Annotated in this window: 24 protein-coding genes; 9 read left to right on the top strand and 15 right to left on the bottom strand. The window is 64.8% G+C overall.

Going from position 1 to position 23443, the window contains the following annotated elements; all coding sequences use genetic code 11:
- Positions 1-28: 28 nt before the first annotated feature.
- Positions 29-1279 (bottom strand): glycosyl hydrolase, encoded by a 1251-nt coding sequence (locus tag HAP54_RS30345; protein ID WP_248114426.1) that lies wholly within the window; start codon positions 1277-1279, stop codon positions 29-31.
- A gap of 117 nt (positions 1280-1396) precedes the next feature.
- Between HAP54_RS30345 and HAP54_RS30340 the strand changes: the two genes are divergently transcribed.
- The 3 genes from HAP54_RS30340 to HAP54_RS30330 all read left to right on the top strand — a co-directional run bounded on the left by HAP54_RS30340 (position 1397) and on the right by HAP54_RS30330 (position 4813).
- Positions 1397-2698, top strand: a complete 1302-nt coding sequence (locus tag HAP54_RS30340; protein WP_166293773.1) for a glycosyltransferase family 4 protein — start codon at positions 1397-1399, stop codon at positions 2696-2698.
- Between the two features lie 79 nt (positions 2699-2777).
- Positions 2778-4088, top strand: coding sequence for a nucleotide sugar dehydrogenase (locus HAP54_RS30335; protein WP_166293771.1), 1311 nt, complete (start codon positions 2778-2780; stop codon positions 4086-4088).
- 8 nt (positions 4089-4096) lie between these two features.
- Positions 4097-4813: a class I SAM-dependent methyltransferase gene (locus tag HAP54_RS30330; RefSeq protein WP_166293769.1), complete on the top strand. Its 717-nt coding sequence runs from the start codon at positions 4097-4099 to the stop codon at positions 4811-4813.
- A 21-nt stretch (positions 4814-4834) separates the two neighbouring features.
- On the opposite strand, the gene HAP54_RS30325 is transcribed toward HAP54_RS30330, so the two are convergent.
- The 12 genes from HAP54_RS30325 to HAP54_RS30270 form a co-directional block, all read right to left on the bottom strand.
- Complete coding sequence (locus tag HAP54_RS30325) at positions 4835-5506, bottom strand: class I SAM-dependent methyltransferase (protein ID WP_166293767.1); 672 nt, start codon at positions 5504-5506, stop codon at positions 4835-4837.
- 15 nt (positions 5507-5521) lie between these two features.
- Positions 5522-6148, bottom strand: coding sequence for a class I SAM-dependent methyltransferase (locus tag HAP54_RS30320; protein ID WP_166293765.1), 627 nt, complete (start codon positions 6146-6148; stop codon positions 5522-5524).
- Entirely contained in the window at positions 6145-7464 is a 1320-nt protein-coding gene (locus tag HAP54_RS30315; RefSeq protein ID WP_166293763.1) for a polysaccharide transporter, read from the bottom strand. Before HAP54_RS30315 ends, HAP54_RS30320 begins: the two co-directional genes overlap by 4 nt.
- A complete protein-coding gene (locus tag HAP54_RS30310; RefSeq protein WP_166293761.1) occupies positions 7461-8753 on the bottom strand; it encodes an O-antigen ligase family protein in 1293 nt (430 codons plus the stop codon). Before HAP54_RS30310 ends, HAP54_RS30315 begins: the two co-directional genes overlap by 4 nt.
- On the bottom strand, positions 8750-9865 hold the full coding sequence (locus HAP54_RS30305) for a glycosyltransferase family 4 protein (RefSeq protein ID WP_166293759.1): 1116 nt from the start codon (positions 9863-9865) through the stop codon (positions 8750-8752). Before HAP54_RS30305 ends, HAP54_RS30310 begins: the two co-directional genes overlap by 4 nt.
- 3 nt (positions 9866-9868) lie before the next feature.
- Complete coding sequence (locus HAP54_RS30300; RefSeq protein ID WP_166293757.1) at positions 9869-10627, bottom strand: class I SAM-dependent methyltransferase; 759 nt, start codon at positions 10625-10627, stop codon at positions 9869-9871.
- A complete protein-coding gene (locus tag HAP54_RS30295) occupies positions 10624-11475 on the bottom strand; it encodes a hypothetical protein (protein ID WP_339156775.1) in 852 nt (283 codons plus the stop codon). Before HAP54_RS30295 ends, HAP54_RS30300 begins: the two co-directional genes overlap by 4 nt.
- Positions 11450-13723, bottom strand: coding sequence for a polysaccharide biosynthesis tyrosine autokinase (locus tag HAP54_RS30290; RefSeq protein WP_166293756.1), 2274 nt, complete (start codon positions 13721-13723; stop codon positions 11450-11452). Before HAP54_RS30290 ends, HAP54_RS30295 begins: the two co-directional genes overlap by 26 nt.
- Before the next feature lie 129 nt (positions 13724-13852).
- Complete coding sequence (locus HAP54_RS30285) at positions 13853-14512, bottom strand: hypothetical protein (RefSeq protein WP_224741732.1); 660 nt, start codon at positions 14510-14512, stop codon at positions 13853-13855.
- Between the two features lie 58 nt (positions 14513-14570).
- The gene (locus tag HAP54_RS30280) at positions 14571-15971 is read right to left on the bottom strand and encodes an O-antigen ligase family protein (protein WP_248114428.1); all 1401 of its coding nucleotides are present in this window, start codon (positions 15969-15971) and stop codon (positions 14571-14573) included.
- 127 nt (positions 15972-16098) lie between these two features.
- Entirely contained in the window at positions 16099-16800 is a 702-nt protein-coding gene (locus tag HAP54_RS30275) for an SLBB domain-containing protein (protein ID WP_312022802.1), read from the bottom strand.
- Between the two features lie 41 nt (positions 16801-16841).
- Positions 16842-17210, bottom strand: coding sequence for a polysaccharide biosynthesis/export family protein (locus HAP54_RS30270; protein ID WP_312022803.1), 369 nt, complete (start codon positions 17208-17210; stop codon positions 16842-16844).
- A gap of 298 nt (positions 17211-17508) precedes the next feature.
- Between HAP54_RS30270 and HAP54_RS30265 the strand changes: the two genes are divergently transcribed.
- From HAP54_RS30265 to HAP54_RS30245, 5 genes are all read left to right on the top strand, one after another.
- The gene (locus HAP54_RS30265) at positions 17509-17793 is read left to right on the top strand and encodes a hypothetical protein (protein WP_166293753.1); all 285 of its coding nucleotides are present in this window, start codon (positions 17509-17511) and stop codon (positions 17791-17793) included.
- A gap of 100 nt (positions 17794-17893) precedes the next feature.
- Positions 17894-18172, top strand: a complete 279-nt coding sequence (locus HAP54_RS30260; protein ID WP_166293751.1) for a hypothetical protein — start codon at positions 17894-17896, stop codon at positions 18170-18172.
- Between the two features lie 109 nt (positions 18173-18281).
- Positions 18282-19574: a hypothetical protein gene (locus tag HAP54_RS30255; protein ID WP_166293750.1), complete on the top strand. Its 1293-nt coding sequence runs from the start codon at positions 18282-18284 to the stop codon at positions 19572-19574.
- A 7-nt stretch (positions 19575-19581) separates the two neighbouring features.
- The gene (locus tag HAP54_RS30250; RefSeq protein WP_166293748.1) at positions 19582-20382 is read left to right on the top strand and encodes a metallophosphoesterase family protein; all 801 of its coding nucleotides are present in this window, start codon (positions 19582-19584) and stop codon (positions 20380-20382) included.
- Positions 20375-20722 (top strand): hypothetical protein, encoded by a 348-nt coding sequence (locus HAP54_RS30245; protein WP_166293746.1) that lies wholly within the window; start codon positions 20375-20377, stop codon positions 20720-20722. The genes HAP54_RS30250 and HAP54_RS30245 overlap by 8 nt, the downstream gene beginning before the upstream one ends.
- 50 nt (positions 20723-20772) lie before the next feature.
- On the opposite strand, the gene HAP54_RS30240 is transcribed toward HAP54_RS30245, so the two are convergent.
- Positions 20773-22215: an undecaprenyl-phosphate glucose phosphotransferase gene (locus HAP54_RS30240; RefSeq protein ID WP_224741734.1), complete on the bottom strand. Its 1443-nt coding sequence runs from the start codon at positions 22213-22215 to the stop codon at positions 20773-20775.
- A gap of 95 nt (positions 22216-22310) precedes the next feature.
- Between HAP54_RS30240 and HAP54_RS30235 the strand changes: the two genes are divergently transcribed.
- Positions 22311-22616: a hypothetical protein gene (locus HAP54_RS30235; protein WP_166293745.1), complete on the top strand. Its 306-nt coding sequence runs from the start codon at positions 22311-22313 to the stop codon at positions 22614-22616.
- A gap of 14 nt (positions 22617-22630) precedes the next feature.
- Here the strand turns inward: HAP54_RS30235 and HAP54_RS30230 are convergent, their stop codons facing one another.
- On the bottom strand, positions 22631-23005 hold the full coding sequence (locus tag HAP54_RS30230) for a helix-turn-helix domain-containing protein (RefSeq protein ID WP_166293743.1): 375 nt from the start codon (positions 23003-23005) through the stop codon (positions 22631-22633).
- Between the last annotated feature and the right edge of the window lie 438 nt (positions 23006-23443).

The raw sequence follows: 23443 nt of genomic DNA, 5'->3' as shown, positions 1-23443 counted from the left end.
ATCCTGTTGTTCGTGAATTAACATCGTATCATTCGAGCAACAGGATCGGTTTTGGCGAGATCTCGACCTCGCCGTTGGCGACAGGTCCCTCGCCGCCATCCAGGCCCTGATAGCGGCTAAAGCGCGGGTCGACCCGGTAAACCGACCGCCCCTTGGTGGTCCACAGGATCAAGCCGTCACGGCCATCCTGCATATGAAGCGCAACGCGCCAGGTCGACGGCGAGGTCCGGATGGCGGTCACGATGCGTGCGCCGACCAGCCATGACTGGACCGTGCGGTAGGCCACGCCACCCGGAAGCAGCTCGCGCGCCGGATCCCATAATTTTCCAAAATCGCTGCCCCCGCCGGCAAACTCATACCAATAGAAGCGGTCGACACCATTGATCCATTTCAGGATATAGGCCCGCGCCAGACACCCATCCGGATTGTCCTCGTAGGACGACCAGCCGGCCTCGGTGTCCCAGATCGGCTTTGCGGAAAGATCGTGCGCAGCCAGGATCTGCCTGAAGCGCGCAATGATGCCGATCACGGCTTCCGGTTCGCTCGTGTAGCCGTGGAAGGCGAAGATATCGGCATATTGTCCGCCGCCCTGCGCCATGAAGGCCTGTTGCCAGCGATAGCCGTCCGGCGTGCCGTTGGACGGCGGCGTCAGCACCATCAGGCCGGGATCGCTGGCCTTGATGATCTGATAGGCCCGCTTCTGCATCTGGACCATGGTGGCGATATCACCCGAGTAATATTTGGGATCCTCGGGCTCGTTCCAGATTTCCCAATATTTGATGCGCCCCGCAGCGCGCGTGACGGCTGCGCGCACCCAGTCATCCCATGACGCGAGATCGCCGGGCGGCGAGCTTGCGCCCGGCGTGAACGCCGGCGGCGCATCCTTCACCGAAGCGGCCCAGCGCGGCGTGTAGGCGAGATTGAGAACGATATCGACATGCTCGCGCTCGGCCGCCGCGAGGATGGCGTCGAAGCGCGCCCAATTGTAGATGCCGGGCGCCGGATTGACCTGCGCCCAATAGATCGCGCCCCACAGCCGAACGCCGTCGAATTTGAGCTCGGGCCAAGGTGGCGACTGCGGCTGCGACTGCCCGATCGCGTTGATCGTCATGCCGAACAGCGTCGGCGGGATCACTACATTCTCACGGCTCGCATTCAGCGCATCGTTTGCCGATGCACCGCCCCACTGCAGCGGCCATTTGTGGGCCAGCGGCACCACTGCGCTCAAAATCAGGGCAATCAATGCCCTGTGGCCCCAATCCCTCGCTCTACCTGCCATGTCCGCATCTCGTCGCCGTCACATCGGTGCCGGGATTGCATAGTGCAAGCCGCGCATGTTAATGCCGATGTTAGTCAGATTGTGATGTTGTTAGGTCAATGGTATAGATCATCGCAGATGTCGAGAGCTGAACCATCCCCGCGGCGGATCCTGATCATCGTCGAGAACCTTCCGGTTCCTTTCGATCGCAGGGTGTGGTGCGAAGCAACGTCGCTGCGCAAGGCAGGCTACGCGGTCTCGGTGATCTGCCCGAAGGGCCGCGGCCATGACGCGTCTTACGAATGCCTCGAGGGCATTCACATCTACCGCCATCCGATGCCGGTGGAAGCACGCGGGATCGCCGCCTACCTCATCGAATATCCGGTCGCGCTGTTCTGGGAGATGTGGCTTTCGATCAAGGTGGCGTGGAAGCACGGCTTCGACGTGATCCAGGGCTGCAATCCACCCGATCTGATCTTCCTGATCGGCCTCTTGTTCAAGCTCGGCGGCAAGCGCTTCGTGTTCGATCATCACGACGTCAATCCCGAGCTCTACGAGGCGAAGTTCGGCCGCCGCGACATGTTCTGGCAGCTGCTGCGGCTGGTCGAATATCTCACCTTCAAGACCGCAAGCATCTCGATCGCGACCAACGAATCCTATCGTGAGATCGCGATCACGCGCGGCCGCATGCCGGCCAACCGTGTCTTCGTGGTGCGCTCCGGCCCCAATCTCGACCGGGTGCGCTCCCGCCCTGCCGATCCGGCCTGGCGCCGTGGCCGGCGCTACAGCGTCGGCTACGTCGGCGTGATCGGCCAGTCGGAAGGCATCGATCTCCTGCTGCAGTCGATCCGCCACATCGTGCACGATCTCGGACGCACCGACATCCAGTTCAACATCGCCGGCACCGGGCCGGAATGGAACGCGGTGGTCAAGCTTTGCGAGGAGATGCGGCTCTCCGACTACGTCAACTTCACCGGCGCTATCGCCGATGAGCCGCTGTTCACGATGCTCTCGACCGCGGACGTCTGCGTCAATCCGGACCGCGTCACGCCGATGAACGACATCTCCACCATGAACAAGATCATGGAGTACATGGCGCTGGGACGGGCGATCGTTCAGTTCGACGTCCGCGAAGGCCGCCGCTCGGCGCTCGACGCCTCGCTCTATGCGGCGAAGAACGATCCGAAGGATTTTGCCAGCAAAATCATTACCTTGATCGACGATCCGTCGCAGCGTGAGACGATGGGGGCATTCGGCCGCAGCCGCGTCGAGCGCGCGCTGTCCTGGACGCATGAGGAGCCGAAGCTGCTTGCGGCCTATGAGGCGCTGTTCGCCGCGAAAGCCCCCTCGCAAAGCCTTGCGCCGCGCGCAAATGCGACCGCCGAGCGGTCAACCTCGCATTCCAGCGCTAACGCTGCCGCCGGGCGGGCATCGTCTTGAACGGCCTGCCGCTCCATTCACGTCAACCGCGACACCGCCGCGGTCACGCGCAGGTCCCAGGGTTATTGAAGGTCGAAGCATGAATGTGAGCATTTTCGGCCTCGGCTATGTCGGAACGGTCTGCGCCGCCTGCTTCACCGAACTCGGCCACCAGATCATCGGCGTCGACAAGAGCGTCGCCAAGGTCGACCTGATCCGCGAAGGCAGATCGCCCGTGATCGAACCGGGCATCTCGGACAAGGTGGCGCGCGCGGTTGCCACGGGTCAGCTGACCGCGACCACCGACGCCACCGAGGCGATCGTCAATAGCGACATATCGATGGTCTGCGTCGGCACGCCCTCGTCCGGCAACGGCAACCTCGACCTGACCGCGATCCGACAGGTCGCGATCGAGATCGGCCGCGGACTGCGCGCGAAGAATGCGCCGCATACCGTGACGATCCGCTCCACCGTGCTGCCCGGCACCACCCGCGGCACCGTCGGACCGCTGATCGAGGAAGCATCCGGCAACCGGATCGGCCGCGATTTCGACCTCGCCTTCAATCCGGAATTCCTGCGCGAAGGCAGCGCCATTGCGGATTTCAACGCCCCCTCCAAGACCGTGGTCGGCGCCTTCAACCAGGAGACCGCCGACCGCGTCATGGCGCTCTACAAGGATCTGCCGGGCGCCAAGATCACGCCGCCGGTCGAGACCGCCGAACTGGTCAAATATGTCGACAACAGCTGGCATGCGCTGAAGGTGAGCTTTGCCAACGAGATCGGAACGATCGCAAAGACGCTCGGCATCGACGGCCGCGACGTCATGAACATCTTCCTGCAGGACACAAGGCTCAATATCTCGTCGGCTTATCTGCGGCCGGGTTTTGCCTTCGGCGGCTCCTGCCTCCCCAAGGACGTCAAGGCGCTGAAACATCTGGCGCACAGCCGCGGGCTGTCGACGCCGGTGCTCGAAAGCATCCTGCCCAGCAACGATATGATCATGTCGCGCGGCGCCGACTGGATCCTGTCGCATGACGGTCGCCGTATTGCCTTCCTCGGCATCAGCTTCAAGGCCGGCACCGACGATGTCCGCGACAGCCCGTTCGTGGAGCTGGTCAAAAGCCTGCGCGGCGAGCAGCGTGACATCCGGATCTACGACCCAAATGTGCGGCTGTCGCAGCTGATCGGCGCCAACCGGGACTTCCTGATGCGCAACCCGGAGCTGGTCGGCCTGCTGCATGACGATGTCACCGCGACCATCGAATGGGCCGATATCATTGTGCTGACGACGCCTGATCCGCGCTTCGTCGCGGCGCTGAAGGCAACCCGCTCCGACCAGGTCGTGCTCGAACTGTCTGACATCGGATTGCCGGACGAGGTGCGGGCCAGAGTGAGCGGCTTCCACTGGTAGGGAACAGCATGGCCACCATGGCCCAGATCGACCGCCCTGAAATCCGCTTTCACGACGAGATTTCGTCCGGGTGGGAGGCGCTGCATCAGAGCCGCACCTTCAAGGCGCGCACCGCTGCGATGTTCGATCTGCTCGGCAAGGCGGACCTCGCCGGGCAGCACTGGCTGGATGCCGGCTGCGGCACCGGGACGCTGTCCCGCCTGCTCGCCGCGCGCGGCTGCGACGTCACCGGGGTCGACGCGTCGTCGGAGATGGTCGCGGCGGCACGCGGCCGCTCCGCCGATGATACGCCGGCCGGACGGCTCTCCTTCAAGCAGATCCCGACGATCGCAAGCCTGCCGTTTGCCGATCGATCCTTCGACGGCGTGCTCTGCGCGAGCGTGCTGGAATATGTCCCCGACGTGGCGCAGTGCCTCGCCCAAATCCATCGCGTGCTCAGGCCCGGCGGGCTGTTGCTGGTCTCGATCCCCAACCGCGGATCGCTGCTGCGCCAGAGCTACAAGCTCGCGCACGCGACCTCCTCGCGCCTGTCGGCGCGGCCGCTGTTCCGCTACCTCGCCTTCTCCAAATTCGACGCCTCGCCGGCCGCCATGCAGGACCTGTTGCGGCAACATGGCCTCACCATGCTCCGCACGAGCTTTGCCGGCTCCCCGCTGCCGCCGGCGCTCGATCGCCGGCCCGCACTGGGCACGCTGATCAATATCCTAGCGCGGCGCGACGATTGATGCGGCCGGCGGACACCCGCCTCATGTCTTGACCGCCATCAGCGACTTGGTCATGCCGAGATATCGTTCGCGATAGATTGTCGCGTCCGGAAACGTCTCCGTCATCTCGCGCCAGTCGAACAGGTGCCAGTCGGGCGCGGTCCGCTTGAACCAGAAGCGGTTGAACACCCCGATCAGCGCGATCTGCAGCCGCCTCGGCAGCAACACGATGATGCCGGGCAGCCAGGTATGGCTCTCGATCGGAAAGTAACGGTACGGCGTCTGCACGTAAAACGACTTCGCGACCCGCGAGATTTCGCCGGCAAAGCAGTTCTGGTGCTGACGCGCGATACTCAGGAATGCCGCCCCGTCCTCGATCGTCACGACCTCCTGCTTCGGCCCGGTGACGTGCTCGATCACCGACGAGCAGAAGCAGAAGTCGAACGCCTGATCGTCGAACGGCAGGCGCTCGGTTTCCTGCAACAGCACGGTCTTGAAGTCAAAACGCTCGCGCGCGGCCTTGAGGTCGTCGGCCGAGATGTCGCACACCGTGATGTCGCGATGTCGGGGCAGGATCGCGCGAATATGCCGGCCGGTCCCGCCGCCGAGATCGAGGATTTTCGCATCCAGCGGCAGATTCACGGTGCGAACGAGGAACTCGCCGCGCCGCTTGCGCGCTGCACTGGAAAATCGGGCTTGAATTGCGCCCAGCAATGTCAGTCTCCTGCCTTACTTGATCGCCTCGAAGAAGATCGACTCGTCCGGCCGGTTGTCGAGCCGGTCGATATCGGGACAGACGCCCTCCCGGTAAGCCCGGGTGTGGGTCTCAGAACAGCCGGCGTCGCGGAACAGCGTTGCGAGCGACGCGCGGGTATAACCCCAGTGATGCGCGAACGCGACCTCCTTGCGCCGCTCGATCTCGAATACGCCCTTGAGGAAGGCCTGCGGCGCGGCCGGATCGTAGAGCGCGACGATCCTTTCCATGTCGGGGACGACAATGCGGCACACTCCACCCGGCGCCAGCACCCGCGCGATCTCGCGCGCCAGTCGCTCGACCTCATCGGGAAACAGATGCTCGAAGACGTGTGCGCTGAACACCGCCGAGAGACTGCCGTCCGCGAATGGCAGCGGTTTTGTCAGATCCATGTAGCGCAGCCCGGCAAACTTGCCCTGGCGGTGCTCGGCATAGCGGGCATCGCTGAGCAGGCCGGCAAGATGCAGCGTCCTCGCCGCAAACGGCACGCGCGCGATCCACAGATGCGTGGTGATGTCGGTGTTGATCCAGCCCTTGATGCCGCAATTGAAGGCACCGATATGCAACTTGGATAGCGCGCGGCCGGCTGTGTCGTCGGTCATGTCCGCTCCCGCACCGAATTGGTCAGCACCACTGTGACCACCGACGCTGCGCTGGAGGCGACCATCGCCGCAACCGCGCCCATCATTTGCCAGGCATGGGCCGCGAACGGCAGGACGCAGCACAGCGCGGCGAGGCCCGCGATCCGGCTCAGCATGAACCGCTGCGGCTTGCCGGTCGCAAACAGCGGCAGCGCGAGGCCGAGCCACACCGCATCGAGCGCCATCGCAGCCGCCATCAGGCCGAGGCTGCCGGTGCCGATCTCGTAACTCTGTCCGTGGATGACAAGCGCGAGAATGCGCTGGCCGAACAGTATGACCGCTGCGCCATAGGCAGCTGCGATCGACCCGAGCAGCAGCGCGTTTTCGCGCGCGGCAGCGGCGACCGCGCTGCGCCTCCCCGCGCGCAGCTCGGCCGCGATCTCCGGCAGGCGGACCGAGAACATCGTCGCGCAGAACTGGCTGAGCGGCGCGAACACCAGGAGCAGGATGCGTAGCGACGCGCTCGCCTCCAGCCCGATCAGCAGGCCGCACACCGGGATCAGCCCGATGCTGCCGATCCAGTAGGTGAGCGAAGTCGCGACGAACCAGCGGCCGTTCCTGAACAGCCGCCGCAACGAACCGCGGAAGATTCTGGCTTGCGGCCAGACCAGTTCGCCGGTGTGGGCGAGCAGCCAGCTCGCGGCAAACGCAGCCGAGATCGCGATGCACGCCATCGCCGCCGCAGCGCCGGCGAGCTTGAAGGCGATCATCAGCCCGGCCGAGGCGACCAGAGCCACGCAATAGGTCAGCGACAACGCTACCGCGCGCGGCAGCCGGCCGTCGAGATAGCAAATGCGGCGGAACATGCTTTGCAAACGCACCGCCGGGATCGCGAGCCCGGTTGCGATCACGAGCCCGCCGGCGCCACCGCCGAACGCAACGATCAAAAGGCCCGCCATCACGAGCAGCAGGCCGAGCGCACCCGAGACCAGCAACGAGGACAGATAGAGGCCGAGCCGCAGCTGCGGCCACAAAGATTTGGGAATCCGATGCGCGGCCGCCGGCAGCCCGTCGTCGAACAGGCCGCGCAAAAACACCGCCTCGATCAGGATCGAGATCGACCAGGCGACGCTGAAGCTGCCGAACGAACTGACATCGAGCACATTGGCGAGCACGATCGTCAGCACGAAGGCCGAACCGCTGAGCAGCGCCTGATCGACCAGGCCGAGCGCGACATTGCCTCCGGCGCGCCGCAGCCGGCGGAGCGATCCGCGCACGGCACCCGCGACCCGCCTTGGGGCCGCCACGCGGTCCAGCCTGTCGGTCAATGCACTCACGCCTCACTCGCACGCAGTCTGGTGAACGCCCGCCGCGGCGCCACTTGCAGCCTGGCCTCCGGGCCGAAATAGCACCAGAACACCAGCACGCAGCCGAAATAATTGTGCAGCAGCTGGCTGGAGTCGTTGGCCGACGCGATCACAACGAACAGCAGCATCGCGAACGGCGCCAGCCAGTACATCCCGCGCCGCTCGAATGTGAAGACAATGCTGTTCCACAACGCCCGTGCCAGCAGCAGCACGTAGAGCGCGCCGCCGAGCAGACCGAACTGGAGGAAGGCGTCGAGATAGGAATTCTCGAACGAGCCGAACTCCGTGTTCCATGGCGCCATGCTGGTCAGCTCGTTGGCGGGCGAACTCGGCAGCTCGTTGAAGAATCCGGAGAACCCGTAGCCGAGCCAGGGATGCTGCCAGAAGAAGTGCGGCCATACCGACCAGAGGAACGAGCGTCCGGTCAGGTTTCCGCTGCGGCCGACCAGCGCATACAGATAGTCGCTGGGCACGACGAGCACGACCAGTGCAAAGGACGCGAGCCCAAGCCAGTAGATCGACGCGGCCCCGCGGCGCCCGAGCACCACCAGTAACAGCCCGAAGCTCACCGCGACCGTCGTCAACATGCTGATCAGGGGCCCTGCGGAACCGGCCGCGGCGAGCGCGACAAAATGGCATCCCATCAGCAGCAGCGACCAGCCGAATTGCCGCCGTGGTCCGGCCAGCATGCGCACGAAGCAGATCAGCACCATGAGCCCGAAGAAGGCGCCCGCAAGATTCTTGTGGCCGAACACGCCGGCATAGGCCTGGGTCCCGAGCACCGTCGGCCGATTCAGCGCATCGTAGTTCCATTCCGAGCCGATCACCGGAAACAGCAGGACGTGGACGATCAGCACCACGATCCCGATCCGGAACAGCGTGTCGACGAGGCGATCGACCGGGCAGCTGATCACGACCCACGCCGAGAACATCGTGGTCAGCACATACATCGCGAACTTGATCGACGAGCCCGCGGGGTCGGCGCTCAAAGCGAGCGAGACGGCGGCGAAGGCCACGAATGCCAGATAGAGATGCGAATGCAGCAGCAGCAGGCCGAAGCGCTTCCGATCGACCGCGATATGCAGCATCAGGAGGATGTAGAGCAACAGCCACGCGCCGCGGAACAGGGTGGATTCGCCGGCCCGTTCCGCAAACGAGATCCCCTCGACAAAATTGAACAGGAAGTAGATGCAGCCGAGCACCATCACCAGATAGGCGTGCAGGAAGACGTCAGTTCGCGACCACCATCTGCCGATCATTGCACGGCTTCCTGTCGGGCTGGCGCGTCCACAAGATGATCGACCGCGGCCATGAAACGCAAGGCCGCGTCCTGAAGCGCATCGCTTCGCACGCCTTGCCGGGCCTGCTGCGACATCGCCTGCCAGCGCGCGGGATGGTCCAGCAAGGCGCGCGTCGCATCGACCCACACCTGTTCATCGAGCGCGCAAACAAGGCCATTGTCGTGGTCACGCACCAGCTCGCCGCCGGCCCCGACATGGGGCGATACCAGGCAGGGAACCCCGCACTGCAAGGCCTCGTTGCACACCAGCCCCCAAGGTTCCAGCAGCGAGGGCAGCAGCAGCAGGCGTGATTGCAGATAGACCTCCGAGATCGACGGCCACGGCACATAGGCGTCGTGACGGACCTCGATCGCGGCGGCGGCAAGCCGCGCCAGCATGCGCTGTTCGGCGACGCCGGACCCGACCACGCGGACCTTCAGCCCCGGCAGGATGCGGCCGAGCGCGATCGCGACGTTCTCGAAGAAGATCGCATTCTTGGCGTCATCGTTGATGCGGGCGCACCACAGCAGATGAAACGGACGTTCCTGAAAATCAGGCACAGTTTTCGGCGGATCCCATGCCGGCACCAGCGGCACCACGAACAGATCCGCGTCGCGGACGCCCTCGCCGCGGAAATAATCCCTGCCCTTGTCGCTGCAGCATACCACCGCGTCGCACTGGCGCAGCAGCCAGGGCCGCGCCAGACGATGATAGGCGGTATTGGGCATCGTCTCACGCCAGCCGTCGATCGTCAGCGCAAGCGGCTTGCCGTTGGCGCGTGCCCACGCGGCGCCGGCCAGCATGGACGGATAGAGGCCGTTGACGAACAGCAGGTCGGGCGCGAGCTGCTTCAAGGCGCGCGCGATCCCGACATTGACATGGGTGCGCCGCGACCGCGACAGCGGGATCGATATGCCGGGCACCGTCCGCGTCGTGTAACGCGGCGTGAAGGAGCCGGCCCAGGAGCGGTCGGCCTCCTGCGCGGTGCAGGACAGCACGGCGAGATCCAATCCACGACTGACCAGCTCGTTGTAGAGACGGTCGGTGTAGGGTGTGATCATGTTGTTGAAGACGACCACGCGCGGGGCCATGGCTCAGCGGTCCTGCGGCAGCGGCGGCGCCTCGTCGCGCCGGCAGAGCGCCCCGCAATGATAGGTCGCAAGCCTCGTCGCGAATGCCGGGCTGGCCGACAACAACGACTTTCGCACGATGCTCTTCGCAAGCCCCTTCACCCGCGACGCATGAAACGCGTGCACCGGCAGGCTATGGTCATAGGTGCCGAAGCCCATGACCTTGAGTCCCGCGGTCTCCAGCACCAGGCGAAACGTGTCGGGTGTGTAGAAATTGATATGGCCGATATCGAGCGTCGATTGCAGCGCCCGGCGGCTGGTGCGCGCGTGCAGCTCGCAGGGGACCTCGACATAGATGAACCCCTGCGCGACGCGGGCAAGCTCGTGCAGGAATGCGCGCGGCTCAGGCACATGCTCCAGGACATGGCTGGCGTAGACCAGATCGAACGATCCGTCCGCAAACGGGATCGTCACACCGTCATAGCTCAACCAGTGGAACGGGACCGCCGCCGCGCCGTCGGTTTCCAGATTGGTCGCGGGATCGATGACGTCGATCCCGGTGAAATCGCGGCCGATGCCGATCGCCGACAGCCGCGCCAGCACGGCGCCGGTGCCACAGCCGACGTCGAGCACGTTGCCGATCGCGGCGGCGGAGCTGCCCAGCGAGCCCGCGATATGATCGGCCTTGTCGACCGCACAGACCCGTCGCCAGTCGCGCTCGCGTGCCGAATAGACACCCTCATAATGCGCGTTGTGCTGTCCGACGCTGAATTCCATCGTCATGGTCTAGCCACAGCTCCTGATGGCATTCGGGCAGGCTCGTCACGGCGGGAATCCGGTTCGCGCTCCAGGCTGCGCCGTTCCGCCGGCGAGCGGCGATCGAGATCGTATCCGATGTCAGCCATGGTGCGGGTCAGGACGTCGACGTTCCGTTTGGGGACAGCTGCAAGGCCGGCCAGCAACTTCTCCCGGTGCGCCCATCCAGGTCCCTTCAATAGGTCGATGGCCTCGGTATACAGCTCCGTCTTCACGAGCCGCGCGAACTCGGCAACCACCGCACCCGAGAGGTCGGGCGGCAGGGCATCGAACATCGCGAGCGCCATGGCGCTGCGCTTGACCACGATCCAGCCCTCATTGGGGCCGAGCCGGTATGACATGCGCAGCAGGTCGAAATTGGCGTCGGTCAGGCCCTGCCTGATATTACGCAGCCAGAACAGCACGAGCCAGAGGTAAGGGTCAGCTGGCGCGCAGCCGAGCGACTTGTGAATGGCCGCGTCGAGCTCGCCCATCCGGGCGTCCACCCGATCGCCGGATGCGAGCGCATTCTCGGCAAGCCGCAGCCGGATCACCGCCGTGCTGCGATCGATCGCCGGCATGCAGTCCGCTCGCGCTACGACACGCGCGAGGGCCGGACCCAGCGCATCGAGCTCGGCATCGCTAATCGGCACGTTGCGCAGGATCACGTCCCTGGCGCCATCAAGCCGGGTCTGGTCGACAAAGTCAGGCAAGGTGGTCGCGCCCCAGGCGACCGACGAGCATGCGGCCGCGGCCAGCAAGCCGCGCGCCAGCCAGACGGCGGCACGCTTGATCGCCTCACCACGCGGCTCACTCGGTGTAGCCATAGCGTCCATAGTGAGAGTTGTAATAGTAGTTCTTGCCGCCATAGCCGCTGTAGCGGCTCATCGCGGCGATATCGGCCTTGTTCAGCACGACGCCGAGCAGGTTCTCGTTGACGGCACGGGCGCTGCGCAGCGCCCGTTCGACCACCTGCACCTGGGTCTTGCCCCACTCCACGATGAACACGAAGGAGTCAACGAAGTGCGCGGTGATGCGGACGTCGACCACCGGCGTCAGCGGCGGGAAATCGACGATCACGTAGTCATACTGGCTGCGGGCTGCGTCGATAAAGTCCTTCATCTGGTCGGAGGCCAGCACCTCGTGCGAATGCGCGATGCGCGATCGTGTGGCGCCCGGCAGGAAGGCAAGCCCGGTCTCGGGATCGCGCCATATCGTGTCCTGCAATGTCGCATTGTTCGACAGCACGTCGAGGATGCCGCGCTCGGCATTGGCCGCGACCTTGCGGCTGAGCGAGGGATTGCGCAGGTCGCAATCGATCAGCAGCACGCGCGCACCGCTCTGCGCCACCAGCTGCGCGAACACGAAGGCCAGCGTCGACTTGCCCTCGTTAGGCAGCGCCGAGGTCAGGCCAAGGATCTTTGACGGCTTGGTGACGTTGAGGTCGGCATTGACCTTGATCGAGCGGATCGCTTCCGAGAACCGCGAGAATGGCGAGTCGATCGCCGCCCACAGCACCGGTTCGTCGCCGCGTCGGATCGTCCGCGGACCGGCCGGCAGATTGGGACGAACGGCCACCGCGGTCTTGATCTGGCCCGCCGGCACGCGGGGAACGATGGCGACGCAATCCGTGTCGAGGATCGTCTCGACCATCTCGGCGGTGCGGAACACCCGGTCATAGAGGTCGCGCAACACGCCGAGCCCGAGCCCGGCAATCAGGCCGCCGAGCATCGAGAGCGCCAGCACGACGAAGGTCTGCGGGTGGCTCTTGCTGAGCGGACGCGAGGCACGGGTAATCACCCGCGCCTCGCTGACCGGGAACGACTGCTGCTGCACATTCTCCATGTAGCGCTGCAGGAAATTGTCGTACAGCGAGCGATAGGTCTGCGCGGAGCTCTCGAGCTCGCGCAGCGTCACCTGCGCCTGGTTGGTGGACTGCGACTGCGACACCGAATCGTTCACGGCGCGCTCGATCTCGCTCTGGCGCTGCAGGGCGATCGCATAGTCGCTCTTGTAGCTTTCGGCGAGCCGCTTCAGCTCATCCATGATCGACGACTGGATCTCGCGCATCTGGTTGCGCAGATTGACGGCGGCCAGATGATTGTAGCCATAGCGCGACGACCAGTCGGCCTCCCGGTTGGCAAGCTCGAGATATTGCGAGCGCAGCTTGGTGATGACCTGGTTGTTCAGGGTATCGGCGACCGTCGCATCGGGGACGCCGCTCTTCACCACCGCCTCGATGCGGTCGAGCTTGGCCTTGGCGTCGGTGACCTGCGACTTCACGTGAAGCAGCTGCGTGTTGAGCTCGCCGAGCTGCTGCTCGTTCATCAACTTGCCGCTGGAAGTGACGATGTTGTTGGTCTTCTTGTAGTCGAGCACCGCACGCTCGGCACTGGATGCCTGCGAGCGCAGCTCCTGGATGCGGTCCTGCAGCCAGACGCTGGCGCGGCGCGTCGCCTGGAACTTGGAATCGAGCTGATCGACGATGTAGGCGTCGGCGACGGCGTTGGCGATCTGCGCGGCGCGCTCGGGATCGAGCGAGCGGAAGGAGACCTCGATCACATAGGTCAGGCCGCGGCGGCGGACCTCGAGCTGCTTCTGCAAGGTACGGACCGCGCGCCGGGTCCGGTCGAACTCGTTGGGCGGCCCGCTGCCGGCGAACAGGCCGGTCACGAAATCCAGCACCGCTCCCGCCGCGCCGGCCTTGGAGCCGACGAATTCCGGATCGTCGGTGAGCTTGAGGTCCCGGATCACCGCGAGCGCCACGTTCTCCGACTTCAGGATCTCGACCTGGCTCTCGACCGCGGAGGAATCCACCGGGACGTCACTGACCGGCGATTGCTGCTGGAAGACTTGGAATTTGCGCGTGTCGATGATCATCGTGGCAAGCTCGTTATAGCTCGGCGCCGCCGTCGCCAGGTAGCAGATGCCGCCGAACAGGCAGAGCGCGGCGGTGCCGAGGATGACCCAATACTGCCGCAGCAGATAGGTGACGAACGCGTCGAACGTTTCCGCCAGCGACGGCAGTTCGGCCGGACGATTTCTCAGATCGACGCACGGCGAAATCTGGTTGCGCTGAAGCATCTCGTCCTATCGCCGCGCCGGCAGGCCGGAGTCTGCCCTCGCGCCCTCCAATGAAACTGGGAAGCGTCCCGCCGCCGACACCGAAGCGCATTGCTGCAGAGAGTTCGCCATTGACGATCGGAAGCCGGCTCAGGGAGTAACTGTTGTCAGAAGCGTGGTGCCGGTGGTCGTACCTGTCGTTCCGTTGCCCGATCCGGTAACCGATGACGTGAAGCTGAAAATGCCGGTGTTGACGCTGTTGCCGTTGATGGCCTCGAGCGTGCCGCCGCCTCCCGCACCGCCGGCACCGAGCGCGCCGGTCTGGCCGCCGGATGCGCCGGCGCTGCCCGCGCCGCCGCCACCCGTCGCAGCAGTGCCGCTATCACCCGACGCCGCGGCGAACGCCATCACGGTGTCGAGGTCCTTGGTGTCGGCAATCGCCTGCTGGATGCGCGTCGCGTAGGGCTGGTTGCTGCGCACCACGATGCGCGCGGCCTGGGCGAGACCGGCGGCGATCGCCGTCTTCTGGTCCTTGCTCGCCTTGGCGAGCAGCCCGATGATCGTATCCAGCGTGGTCGGATCGTTGATGGCGAAATCGCGCGCCCGTGAGGTCAATTCCACCCCCGCGTTCGGATACTGGGTCAGCAGCTGCTCCGGAGAGCCCTTGAAATTCGTGATCGCCTGGGAGAGCTGGCTCTGCCCGCCGGCGGCTTGCGCCAGTGCGTCACCGCCGGACGCCGTGAGCGCCAAGATCATCAACACCGCCACGCGCGAGGCGGAAAAGCCGCCCGATCGCTCAAATGTGAACACCGCTATCTCCCTAACGAATACTAACAGTTCGTTAGCATAATCGGAGTTATCGCGCCAATTAAATAGCCTCGCCGGCCGCGGCCCCGGCACGCCCGGCGAAATCAACGCTAACCGGCGGCCCCGCCATAACATTGGCACCGCCGCGGCCATTGCCCGGTCTGGAGCGGAAGGATTGTGACAGTCCCGCCCCGAGCAAGGCCGCGATGACGACCGCGTAGCCGGTGATCTGGAGCGAGAAATCGATCATCGAATGGATGGCGCCGGCGGCCGACGCGCACAGCGCCGCAAGCGGCACGATGACGTCGCGGCGGCGGCTCCGCACGCCATGCGTGAGCACAGCGAACGCTGCGAGCAGCGCGACAATCACGGCGCCGGCCATTAACATTCCGCCGTCGGACGCAAGTTCGAGCCAGCTGTTGTGCGCCCGGTTCCAGGTCCCGCGCAGCGAGATGTCACCGGTCCGATAGGCCGGATAGACCCATTCGAAGCTCCCGAAACCATCGCCGAGCCAGGGATGGTCAAAGATCATCCGCAGCGTCGCGCGATAGGTCGAGAACCGACCCTCATCCGACAGCCCCATGGTGCTGAAGCGCGCGCCGACGCCGCCGCCGAGAAGCTGCAGCAGGGCGAGCGCGACCAGGCTGCCGACGCAAAGTGCCATGATCAGGCCGTAGCGCGGCGGCATCCGCTTGCGGAAGAAGATCGCGACCGCGACGACCGCGGCGAGCAGCGAAATCCCGACGCCGCCGCGCGATCCGGTCAGAAACATGGCCAGCAGGCAGACCAGCCAGCCCAGCGCATGGCCGGCGAGCCGGCGCCGTGCCGGCCGATCGAGGCGCGCCAGCAGGCGCGACGGGCTGAAACGCCGTGGCGGCCAGTTGCGCTCGATCAGCTCGCAGCCAAAAAGCAGCCAGATCAGGGCGCAGCAGCCGTAGTAGATGCCCGCGGTGTTGCGGTTGACGAAGGGCGACGTCAGCCACGTCAGATGCGCCTCCTTCTCATGGAGCAGGAAAATCCGCGTGGGATCGATCGCGAACGTGACGATACCGGCGATCGCATAGACGAGGCCGGCCGCGGCCACGGTCCGCAACAGCCCGCGAGCTATGGCGCGATCGGCGCCGAGCACGACACCGACGGAAAAGAAGAGCAGGCAGACGATCCCAAGGCCGGCGGAATAAAACGGCTGATGGCGTGCGATCGACGCGATCGGCGGCAGCTCGGCGGGCAACAATTTTCCGGCCTCCGCCCACAGCGCGTTCGGCGCCACACCGAGCCAGGGGTGGACCGCCGACTGCTCGTGCAGCACCAGCAGGGCGAGCGCCGTCAGCAGCGCCGCGAGGATGGCGAGCTGGCCGTCGCGCAGGCGCATCGGCAACGCCCCGAGCAGCGCGACGGCGAGCAGGATCGACCAGATCGCGGGCGCGACAGCACCGACCGAGCCGAGCGGCAATGGCGCCAAGGCGACAACGGCGCAGAACAGCCACGACGACCATCGGACCGGCCAAGGCAATGCCGTCGCCTCGCGCGAGCCGGAAGGTAATCGTGAATTTGTCATGAAGCCGGCCGGGCCGGCTCACGCCCCGAAATCAGGGCGCAAGCTTGATCGAATTGCGAAGTAAGGTTGCGTTGTAGGCGGCCACGATCGGATCGTTCACCGTTGCGGTCACGAGGCGGATCTGCTGCATGACCTTGGCATCTTCGACCGACGCCGCATTCGACGCATACAGTACGTCCTTGTTGCGCAACTGGAAACGCGTGGCCAGGAAATAGCCGGCCGGATCGCGGAAATTGATGTTGTAGACGACCGGGATGATCGGCCCTGAATATTTGCTGACGTCGACGCCGAGCTTGGCGGCGACTTCCGGCAGCTCGCCGCGATAGACGAACACCGAGGCCGGATCGGCCGATGAATCGTTCAGGCCGCCGGCCTTGGCGACCGCTTCGGCGAGCGAGATGCGCCAGGCCTCGAAGTTGAACTGGCCCTGTGCGCCCGAGGCGCCGAAGGCAACGAAGGTCTGCGGTTCGCGGTAGACATAGATGGTGTCGCCCGGATGCGCGTAGATATTGCTCTTGGGCTCGTAGACCAGCTGACCGAACGGCACCGTGGTGCGCTTGCCGTCGCGCTCGAGCATCACCCAGGTATCGAAGCCCTGCCCTTTCGGGCCGCCGGCGCGCGTGATCGAGTCGAGCACGCGCTCGCCCGCGGCGTTGGCGGGGAAACGGTTCGGCGTATTGACCTCGCCGAGCACAGAGATCAGCGAGGTGCGTTGCTCGATCAGGGCGACCACGGCCTGCGGCTCGATCGCGCGGTTCTTCAGCGCATCGACGATCAGCGCTGCACTTCGGTCGGGGTGCGGTTCTTGGCGCGGATCGCGCCGGCATAGGGCACCGAAATATTGCCGTCGGTATCGACGTTCTGGTTCGGCAGCGTGATGTAATTGCCGGGGCGCACGCCGGCCTCGACCGGAATGAACAGACCGCCGGCGGCGGCCTCGAAGATCGTGACGCTGACGACGTCGCCGATGCCGAAGTGGATGTCCTTGGGCGGCGGGCCCTGAATGCCTCCGGCGAGCTGCGGCGCGAACGACGCCAGCACGTTCTCGACCTGCGGCGTGATCTTGACCATCGCATAGGGCAGGCTTTCCGGATCCTTCTGCCCGGCCACGACATCAGAACTCGTCGGACCGTTGGTCGGCATGTAATGGCAACCGCTGACCGATCCGGCGGCCGCAAGCAATAACAATGCTCGAATGAAATTCGCACGCGACATCTAAATACTCCGACCGTGCCGTAACATGTCGACTATCAAAATCACAAGGTTCCGTGATATATTGCGATGCAATTGATAGAGAATGTTAGCAAGGTGAGGCAATTCGGCGACACCGGCAACATCATCGCGGGACAAAGCTCCGCATGACGCCACTCCGGCTTTGCTTTCGTGTGATGTCCCCGTTACCTCTGAATGAGATGGTTTGAGTTAACCGATTGAGGGTGTGATGACCCGCCTGAAGCCACTGGCGATCGCGCTGGCAACCTCTGTGGTTTTGCTTGGCGGATCGGGCGCAAATGCCGCTGAATTGAGCATTACCAAAGCCCCGCGCGTCGTCGGCCACTGCCAGCGGCTGCAATATTGCCACGGCGACGTCTGCCAGTGGAAACGGGTTTGCTGGCACGGCTGTCCCGACCGCTACTCCTGCGCCCCGCTCTACGGCGCCTACGGACCCTATGGCGGCCGCGACTATTGGGCCGCCTACAGTTACGGCGACTTGCGGCCGTTCTGAATGTTAATTGACTAACATAACAGCCCGTCATGCGAGCGCCGGCCGTCATGCCGGCGGTTTGCGGCGATCGGGTTAACCCCGACTTAGGACCCGGCCCGATATGATGCGGGCACAGGGTTTGGTTATGTTATTTGTCTTCCTCGGCAATTTGATCGGCGGCGGCGTTCTCGGGCTGCGCCAGCACTGTCTGGTGCTGGTGCCGGTGGCGCTCGCGGAACTCGCGTTGCTGGCCGCCATCGGAGGCACGTGGCCGGAAACCGTGCTGCTCATGGTCATCGCCATCGTATCGCTGCAGGGCGGATATCTTGCAAGCACGTTCGCCCCGCTGCTCTGGTCCCGCCCGCGTATCCCTGTCCTCGCCCTGCGCCGCCCGCACTAACGCAGCGCAACGCTGCCTCACCCGGTGAGCCGATTTCCGTTGACCTCGCGACGAGCCCGGGGCATCCCGCTGCCTTGCGTTGTCATCTTCCGCAGGATCTGCCCCTCTCGTGTGGAACGTCACGGCTTTCATCTGCATCTTGATCGGGGCGTCGATTCCGGCGGGTCTGCTCGACGCATCGCTCGCCACCGGTCTCGTCGGCGCCGCAACGTCGCTTGGCCTGCTGGCAGGCCTGACCGCGATCCGTCCGGGTGAACTGTCCTTCCTGAAACAAATTGTCGGCCCTGCGGTTGCGGCGGCGCTGGTGCCGGCGGTCTGGATCATCCTGCAGATGCTTCCGCTATCGTTCTGGGCGCACCCGGTGTGGAAGTTCGCCGGCGAAACACTGGGCGCGCCGTTCAGCGGCAGCATCACGGTCGATATCGGCGCAAGCCTTGGCGCGCTGCTGCTCTGGCTGTCGCTGCTGTCGGTGATGATCGCCGCCGCCGCGATCGCGATCGACGCCCGCCGCGCCGATGTGATGAGCCGCAGCATTGCAGCGACGACCGTGGTCGCCGCGCTGATCTTGCTGCTGCACAGCGATCCGCTCAAGGCCTGGTTTGGCGCAGCCGGCGCTGCGCGCGATGAGACAGCAAACGGATTTCTGATGCTCGTTCTCGTGGGCGTTCCGCTCGGCCTCGCGCGCGCGCTCGACATCGGCGGTCACGCTGATGGCCGCAGCGCGGCCCGGCTCGCGCAGCTGCGCGCGCTGTTCGCCGCGAGCGCGCTGTTCTGCGCCACCAGCGCCTGCTGGTACGGGCATCGCGGCGCCGCGATCGCACTCTCTGCGGGCATCGCGCTCGTCCTGATGACCTTCGCCGCGCGAAAGCTTCATCTGCATCGCTGGAGCAGCGCCAGCGCGGCCACGGCGGTTGCGCTGATCGCGCTGGCGACGGCGGTCGCCAACCGTCATCCCGACGTGGCCTTAGCCGTCGCCTTCGCCGATGCCCCGGCCGACCTTGTGCAATCGACCCACACTCTGCTCGCCGACCTGCCCGCGCTCGGCAGCGGCGCCGGCACCACCGCAACGCTGGCGTCAACCTATATGGACTGGCAAGGCGCAGCCACGCGCCCCGTGGTGGCGACCAGCGCGGCCGCCTTGATCGCACAGGTCGGTTCCGCCATGTTCTGGACTTTACTCGCGGTTACCGTCGCTTGCATCGCTGCCTTCACGGCCGGTGCGCGCAATCGCGGCCGTGACTGGTCGTATCCCGCATCCGCTGCAGCCGTCCTGCTGACGCTGCTGCTCGCCGCCTTCACCTTGCCGGAATTACCGGCGCTGCCCGGAGTGATCGTGTTGGGAGCCGTGATCGGAACAGGACTGGCACAGCGGATCAGCCGTCCACGGTTGCAGGCGGGCTAGACCAAAGATGCGCAGCCTCCTCCGGCGCCTTGTCGGCCAGCCCGGCGACCTCGAACATGAGGGCGACGAGACCTGCATCTACGCCATCGGCGATATCCATGGACACGCCGAGCTGCTGCACGAGATCTGCGCGCGCATCGATGCCGATATCCGCAAGTTTCGGCCGGCACGGCCGATCCAGGTGTTCCTCGGCGACTACATCGATCGCGGACCGGATTCGCGCGATGTGATCGCGATGCTCGATCAACGCCGCCGAACCCACAGCGTGGTCTGCCTGCTCGGCAATCACGAGGCCTGCCTGCTGGAGTTTCTGGTCAATCCCGACATGCTCGCGCAATGGCGGCAGTTCGGCGGTCTGCAAACGCTGATGTCCTACGGCCTGTCGCCCTCGCCCAATCCCGACGCCGCCGAACGCAGGGCGCTGGCGCAGCAATTGATCCGTCAGATGCCGCCGGCGCATCTCGCTTTCCTGCGCGCGCTGCCGATCACCTTTTCCTACGGCCGTTACTTCTTCGTGCATGCCGGCGTCCGGCCCGGCATCGCGCTCAAGCAACAGCGCAAGGAGGACCTGCTGTGGATCCGCGACGATTTCCTGGTGTCGGAAGATGATTTCGGCAAGGTCGTCGTCCACGGCCATACGCCGGTGCGCGAGGCCGAGTTGCTGCGCAACCGCATCAATGTCGACACCGGCGCCTACGCCACCGGCCGCCTGACCTGCGTCAAGCTGGAGGGACCGCGCCGAACCCTGCTGACGACCGGCAACCGGGCACCGCGCCATGGCTATAACGATGGCCAACACAATGGCTGACGCGGTCGGCCGGCACGCGCGGCGTCTGTCGCCGGCTTTCCTGCCGGCCGCAGTGGCAATCGGTGCCGCGACGCTGGCGATGGCGGCCTGGTGGCTCGCCGCCGATGCGTTGCGCGGCAAGCCTGGGCTCGCTGCCGAGATCGGTGTGGTCAGGAGCGAGCTGTGGCTCGCCGACGGCTGGAGCGAATTGCCGGCATCGCCGGAGGCGGCCGAAGCCGCCTTCACCCGCGCGCCGGAGCTCAAGGGCGCGATCGGCCAGGCCTATCGCGTGGCTGACGACGCCAACCGGCGCATCATCGAGCAGGAATTCAGGGACGCCAATCAAAGCATTCCGCAGTAGCGCGCAAGCGCAAGCACCCGGCAGACGCCCGACCTTCAAACACCCAACCTTCAAACGCCCTTGTGCCGCAGCACTGCGCCGATCGTGCGCAACAAGATGCGCAGGTCCAGCATGAAGCTCCAGCTCTTGATGTAGACGAGGTCGTGGGCGACGCGCAGCTGCATGTCCTCGATCGCGGGCGTCGCGCCGCGCAGGCCCTGCACCTGCGCGAGACCGGTGATGCCCGGCTTGACGTGCTGGCGTTGCGCATAGCTCGCGATCAGCTTGGAATATTTGTCGTCATGCGCCAGCGCGTGCGGCCGCGGCCCGACCAGCGACATGTCGCCGCGCAGCACGTTCACCAGCTGCGGCAGCTCGTCGATGCTGCGGCGGCGCAGCGTCGCGCCGATCCCGGTCAGCCGCGGATCGTTCGGACGGGCCTGCGTGATGACATCGCCATCCTCGAGCACATGCATGGAGCGGAATTTGAGGATGTGGAATTGCTTGCCGTCAAACCCGTTGCGGCGCTGCCGAAACAGCACCGGCCCTCGGGAGTCGAGCTTGATCGCAATCGCCGTCCCGATCAGCAGCGGCGCGAACAGCAGCAGCAGGCCGCTGGACGCCACGATGTCGAACAGCCGCTTGCCGGCGCGCTCGAACGAGGTGAGCGGCGAGCGCTGCATTTCCAGCGTCGGGATCGGGCCAGACGCCACCATCCGCAGCGCCAGGAACCGCTCAGCCGTACGGTCGGGCAACAGCCGCACCGGCAGCGGCGACGCCCGCAGCAGGTCGCACACGAACTGGATGCGCGGCTCCTGCTGCCATGGCATCGCCAGGACGATTTCGTCGGCGCCGCACTCCCGCGCTGCGCGAATGGCTGACGCGACCGCCGCCCGGTCGCCGTCGTCGTCCGACGTGCCGGAAAGCTGCGCCCGTCGCACCTCGCTGAGACCGAAATCGCGTAGCAGGCTCGATTGCCGCACCCGGGACAATTCGTCCGCCATCCCGACCACGACGGCGCGGCGCGTCGCCAGCATGCCGCGGTCGATCGCCCGTTGCAGCGGCGCCTGCAGCAGCATCCGTCCGGTCACCAGCCCGAGGCCGCCGATCAGCCCGAACGACATCACCGAGCCGCGCGAGACGCCGGAACCCACCTTCAGGAGGAAGATGATCAGGGTCATCAGCAGGACGACCAGCAGCCACCCGCCGAGCAGGCTGCTCCAGCGCCGGTCGAGGCCGGCCAGCACCTGCGCATTGTAGAGGCCCTGCGACTTGGCGACGAACATGTGAAGGATCGCGGCGAGGACGCCGATCCCTAGAAAACCCTCGAAGCTGTTGCTATAAACCGTGTGGTAGTAAAACAGATGATAGGCCGCGCCGCCGATGATGCTGGACAGCACGACGATGATCATCTCGAAGGTGACGGCGAACGCCTCGAGAGAGGCAAAAGCGAATGAAAAGGCGCCGAAGCTAACCGGTGCCTTCGCTAATCGAGCGTCCGAAAGGTCGGTCATCGGGAATTAACATTCGTGTTAACAATTCATATCTCTCTTATCAGGCAGGTGATAAGCTCGCAAGACCTGCCGCACATATCGGGCAGAGAACGACCATGAGTTCGTCAGCTGGCGAAACCGAGGCCGCGCTGGTGGTCCTCCTCCATTTGATCCGCCTGATGGGCGCCGAGCTGGTCGCAGGCCAGCATCGCGACGATGTCGAGGTGCTGGTCAAGGCGATCGAAACAAAGCTGAGAGCGGCCCGATTCCCCGCAGAAATGCCGAATCAGGACATTGTCGGAGGTCTGGACCTGGCGCAGGCCAGACTACGTCCGATCTTCGAGGAGCTGCGCGCACGATCTGAGAAAGCGCATCTGAGCGACCGGCTGCTGCTGGCGCCCAGGCCCTCACGTATCCATTAACGGATCAGCTTACGTTAGCTCTGGACTTCACCACGGCGGGGCAAACCGCTGCCGCCGCTGGACCTGAGCGCAAGCTTCTCCTCAATCTTCATTTTCTCGAGGAGCAGGTCGGTTACGATCCGACGCAGCCGTTCATTTTCCAGCCGCAATTCGTCAATACGGTTGCGGACAGGGGGGATTCCATCTCGATCATCGGTACGAGCGACGAGCTCGGTAACAGTACCATTCCCATGGTGACCGCGCGCGGCCTCCTGCTTGCGCCAGCGGTGAAACGTCATCACGCTCACGCCCAGCACCTTGCACGCTTGGGCCTGTGATTGCCCCCGCGCCATGAGTTCCTCGGCCTGTTTGACCTTGGAAGTGATCTCCTCAGTAGAATGACGCCTCATTGGTCATCTCGTTGCCCCCTAGATTAGCAATAATCGCATGGCCTATAAGCTATGTAAATGCAACAGGAAATTCAAATTGAGGATATCCCGGGGGGCCTTCGGGAGCCTCGAACTTGCCGTCGGCAGCGACGCATTGTGCGAAGAAACGCCGAAGCTGCAAGGTATTTACCCGGAATATGTACGCAATATTCCCCCGCAGAAGGCATCAGGGAGAAAAAGTTATACGACTTTCTACGTATGAGAATTTGAGCTGGATAACTGGCGCACCGTTTGCATCCCCGAGTGAGAAGCAAATGAGAAATACCCAATCAGTCCGTTGACAGATTGTGAGTACCCCATGTCTCACTGTGTTACCCGCCCAGCCAGTCAAGCAAGACTTTCACAAAATCCTAACAAATTAATCTCTCGACCTTCGCGTCCGGCGGCTTGCGGGCACGC

The organism is Bradyrhizobium sp. 2S1, from assembly GCF_011516625.5.
In the GTDB taxonomy this organism is placed as follows: domain Bacteria; phylum Pseudomonadota; class Alphaproteobacteria; order Rhizobiales; family Xanthobacteraceae; genus Bradyrhizobium; species Bradyrhizobium septentrionale.
The sequence above is the reverse complement of the archived record's forward strand: the minus strand, read 5'-3'. Positions and strand labels throughout refer to the sequence as shown.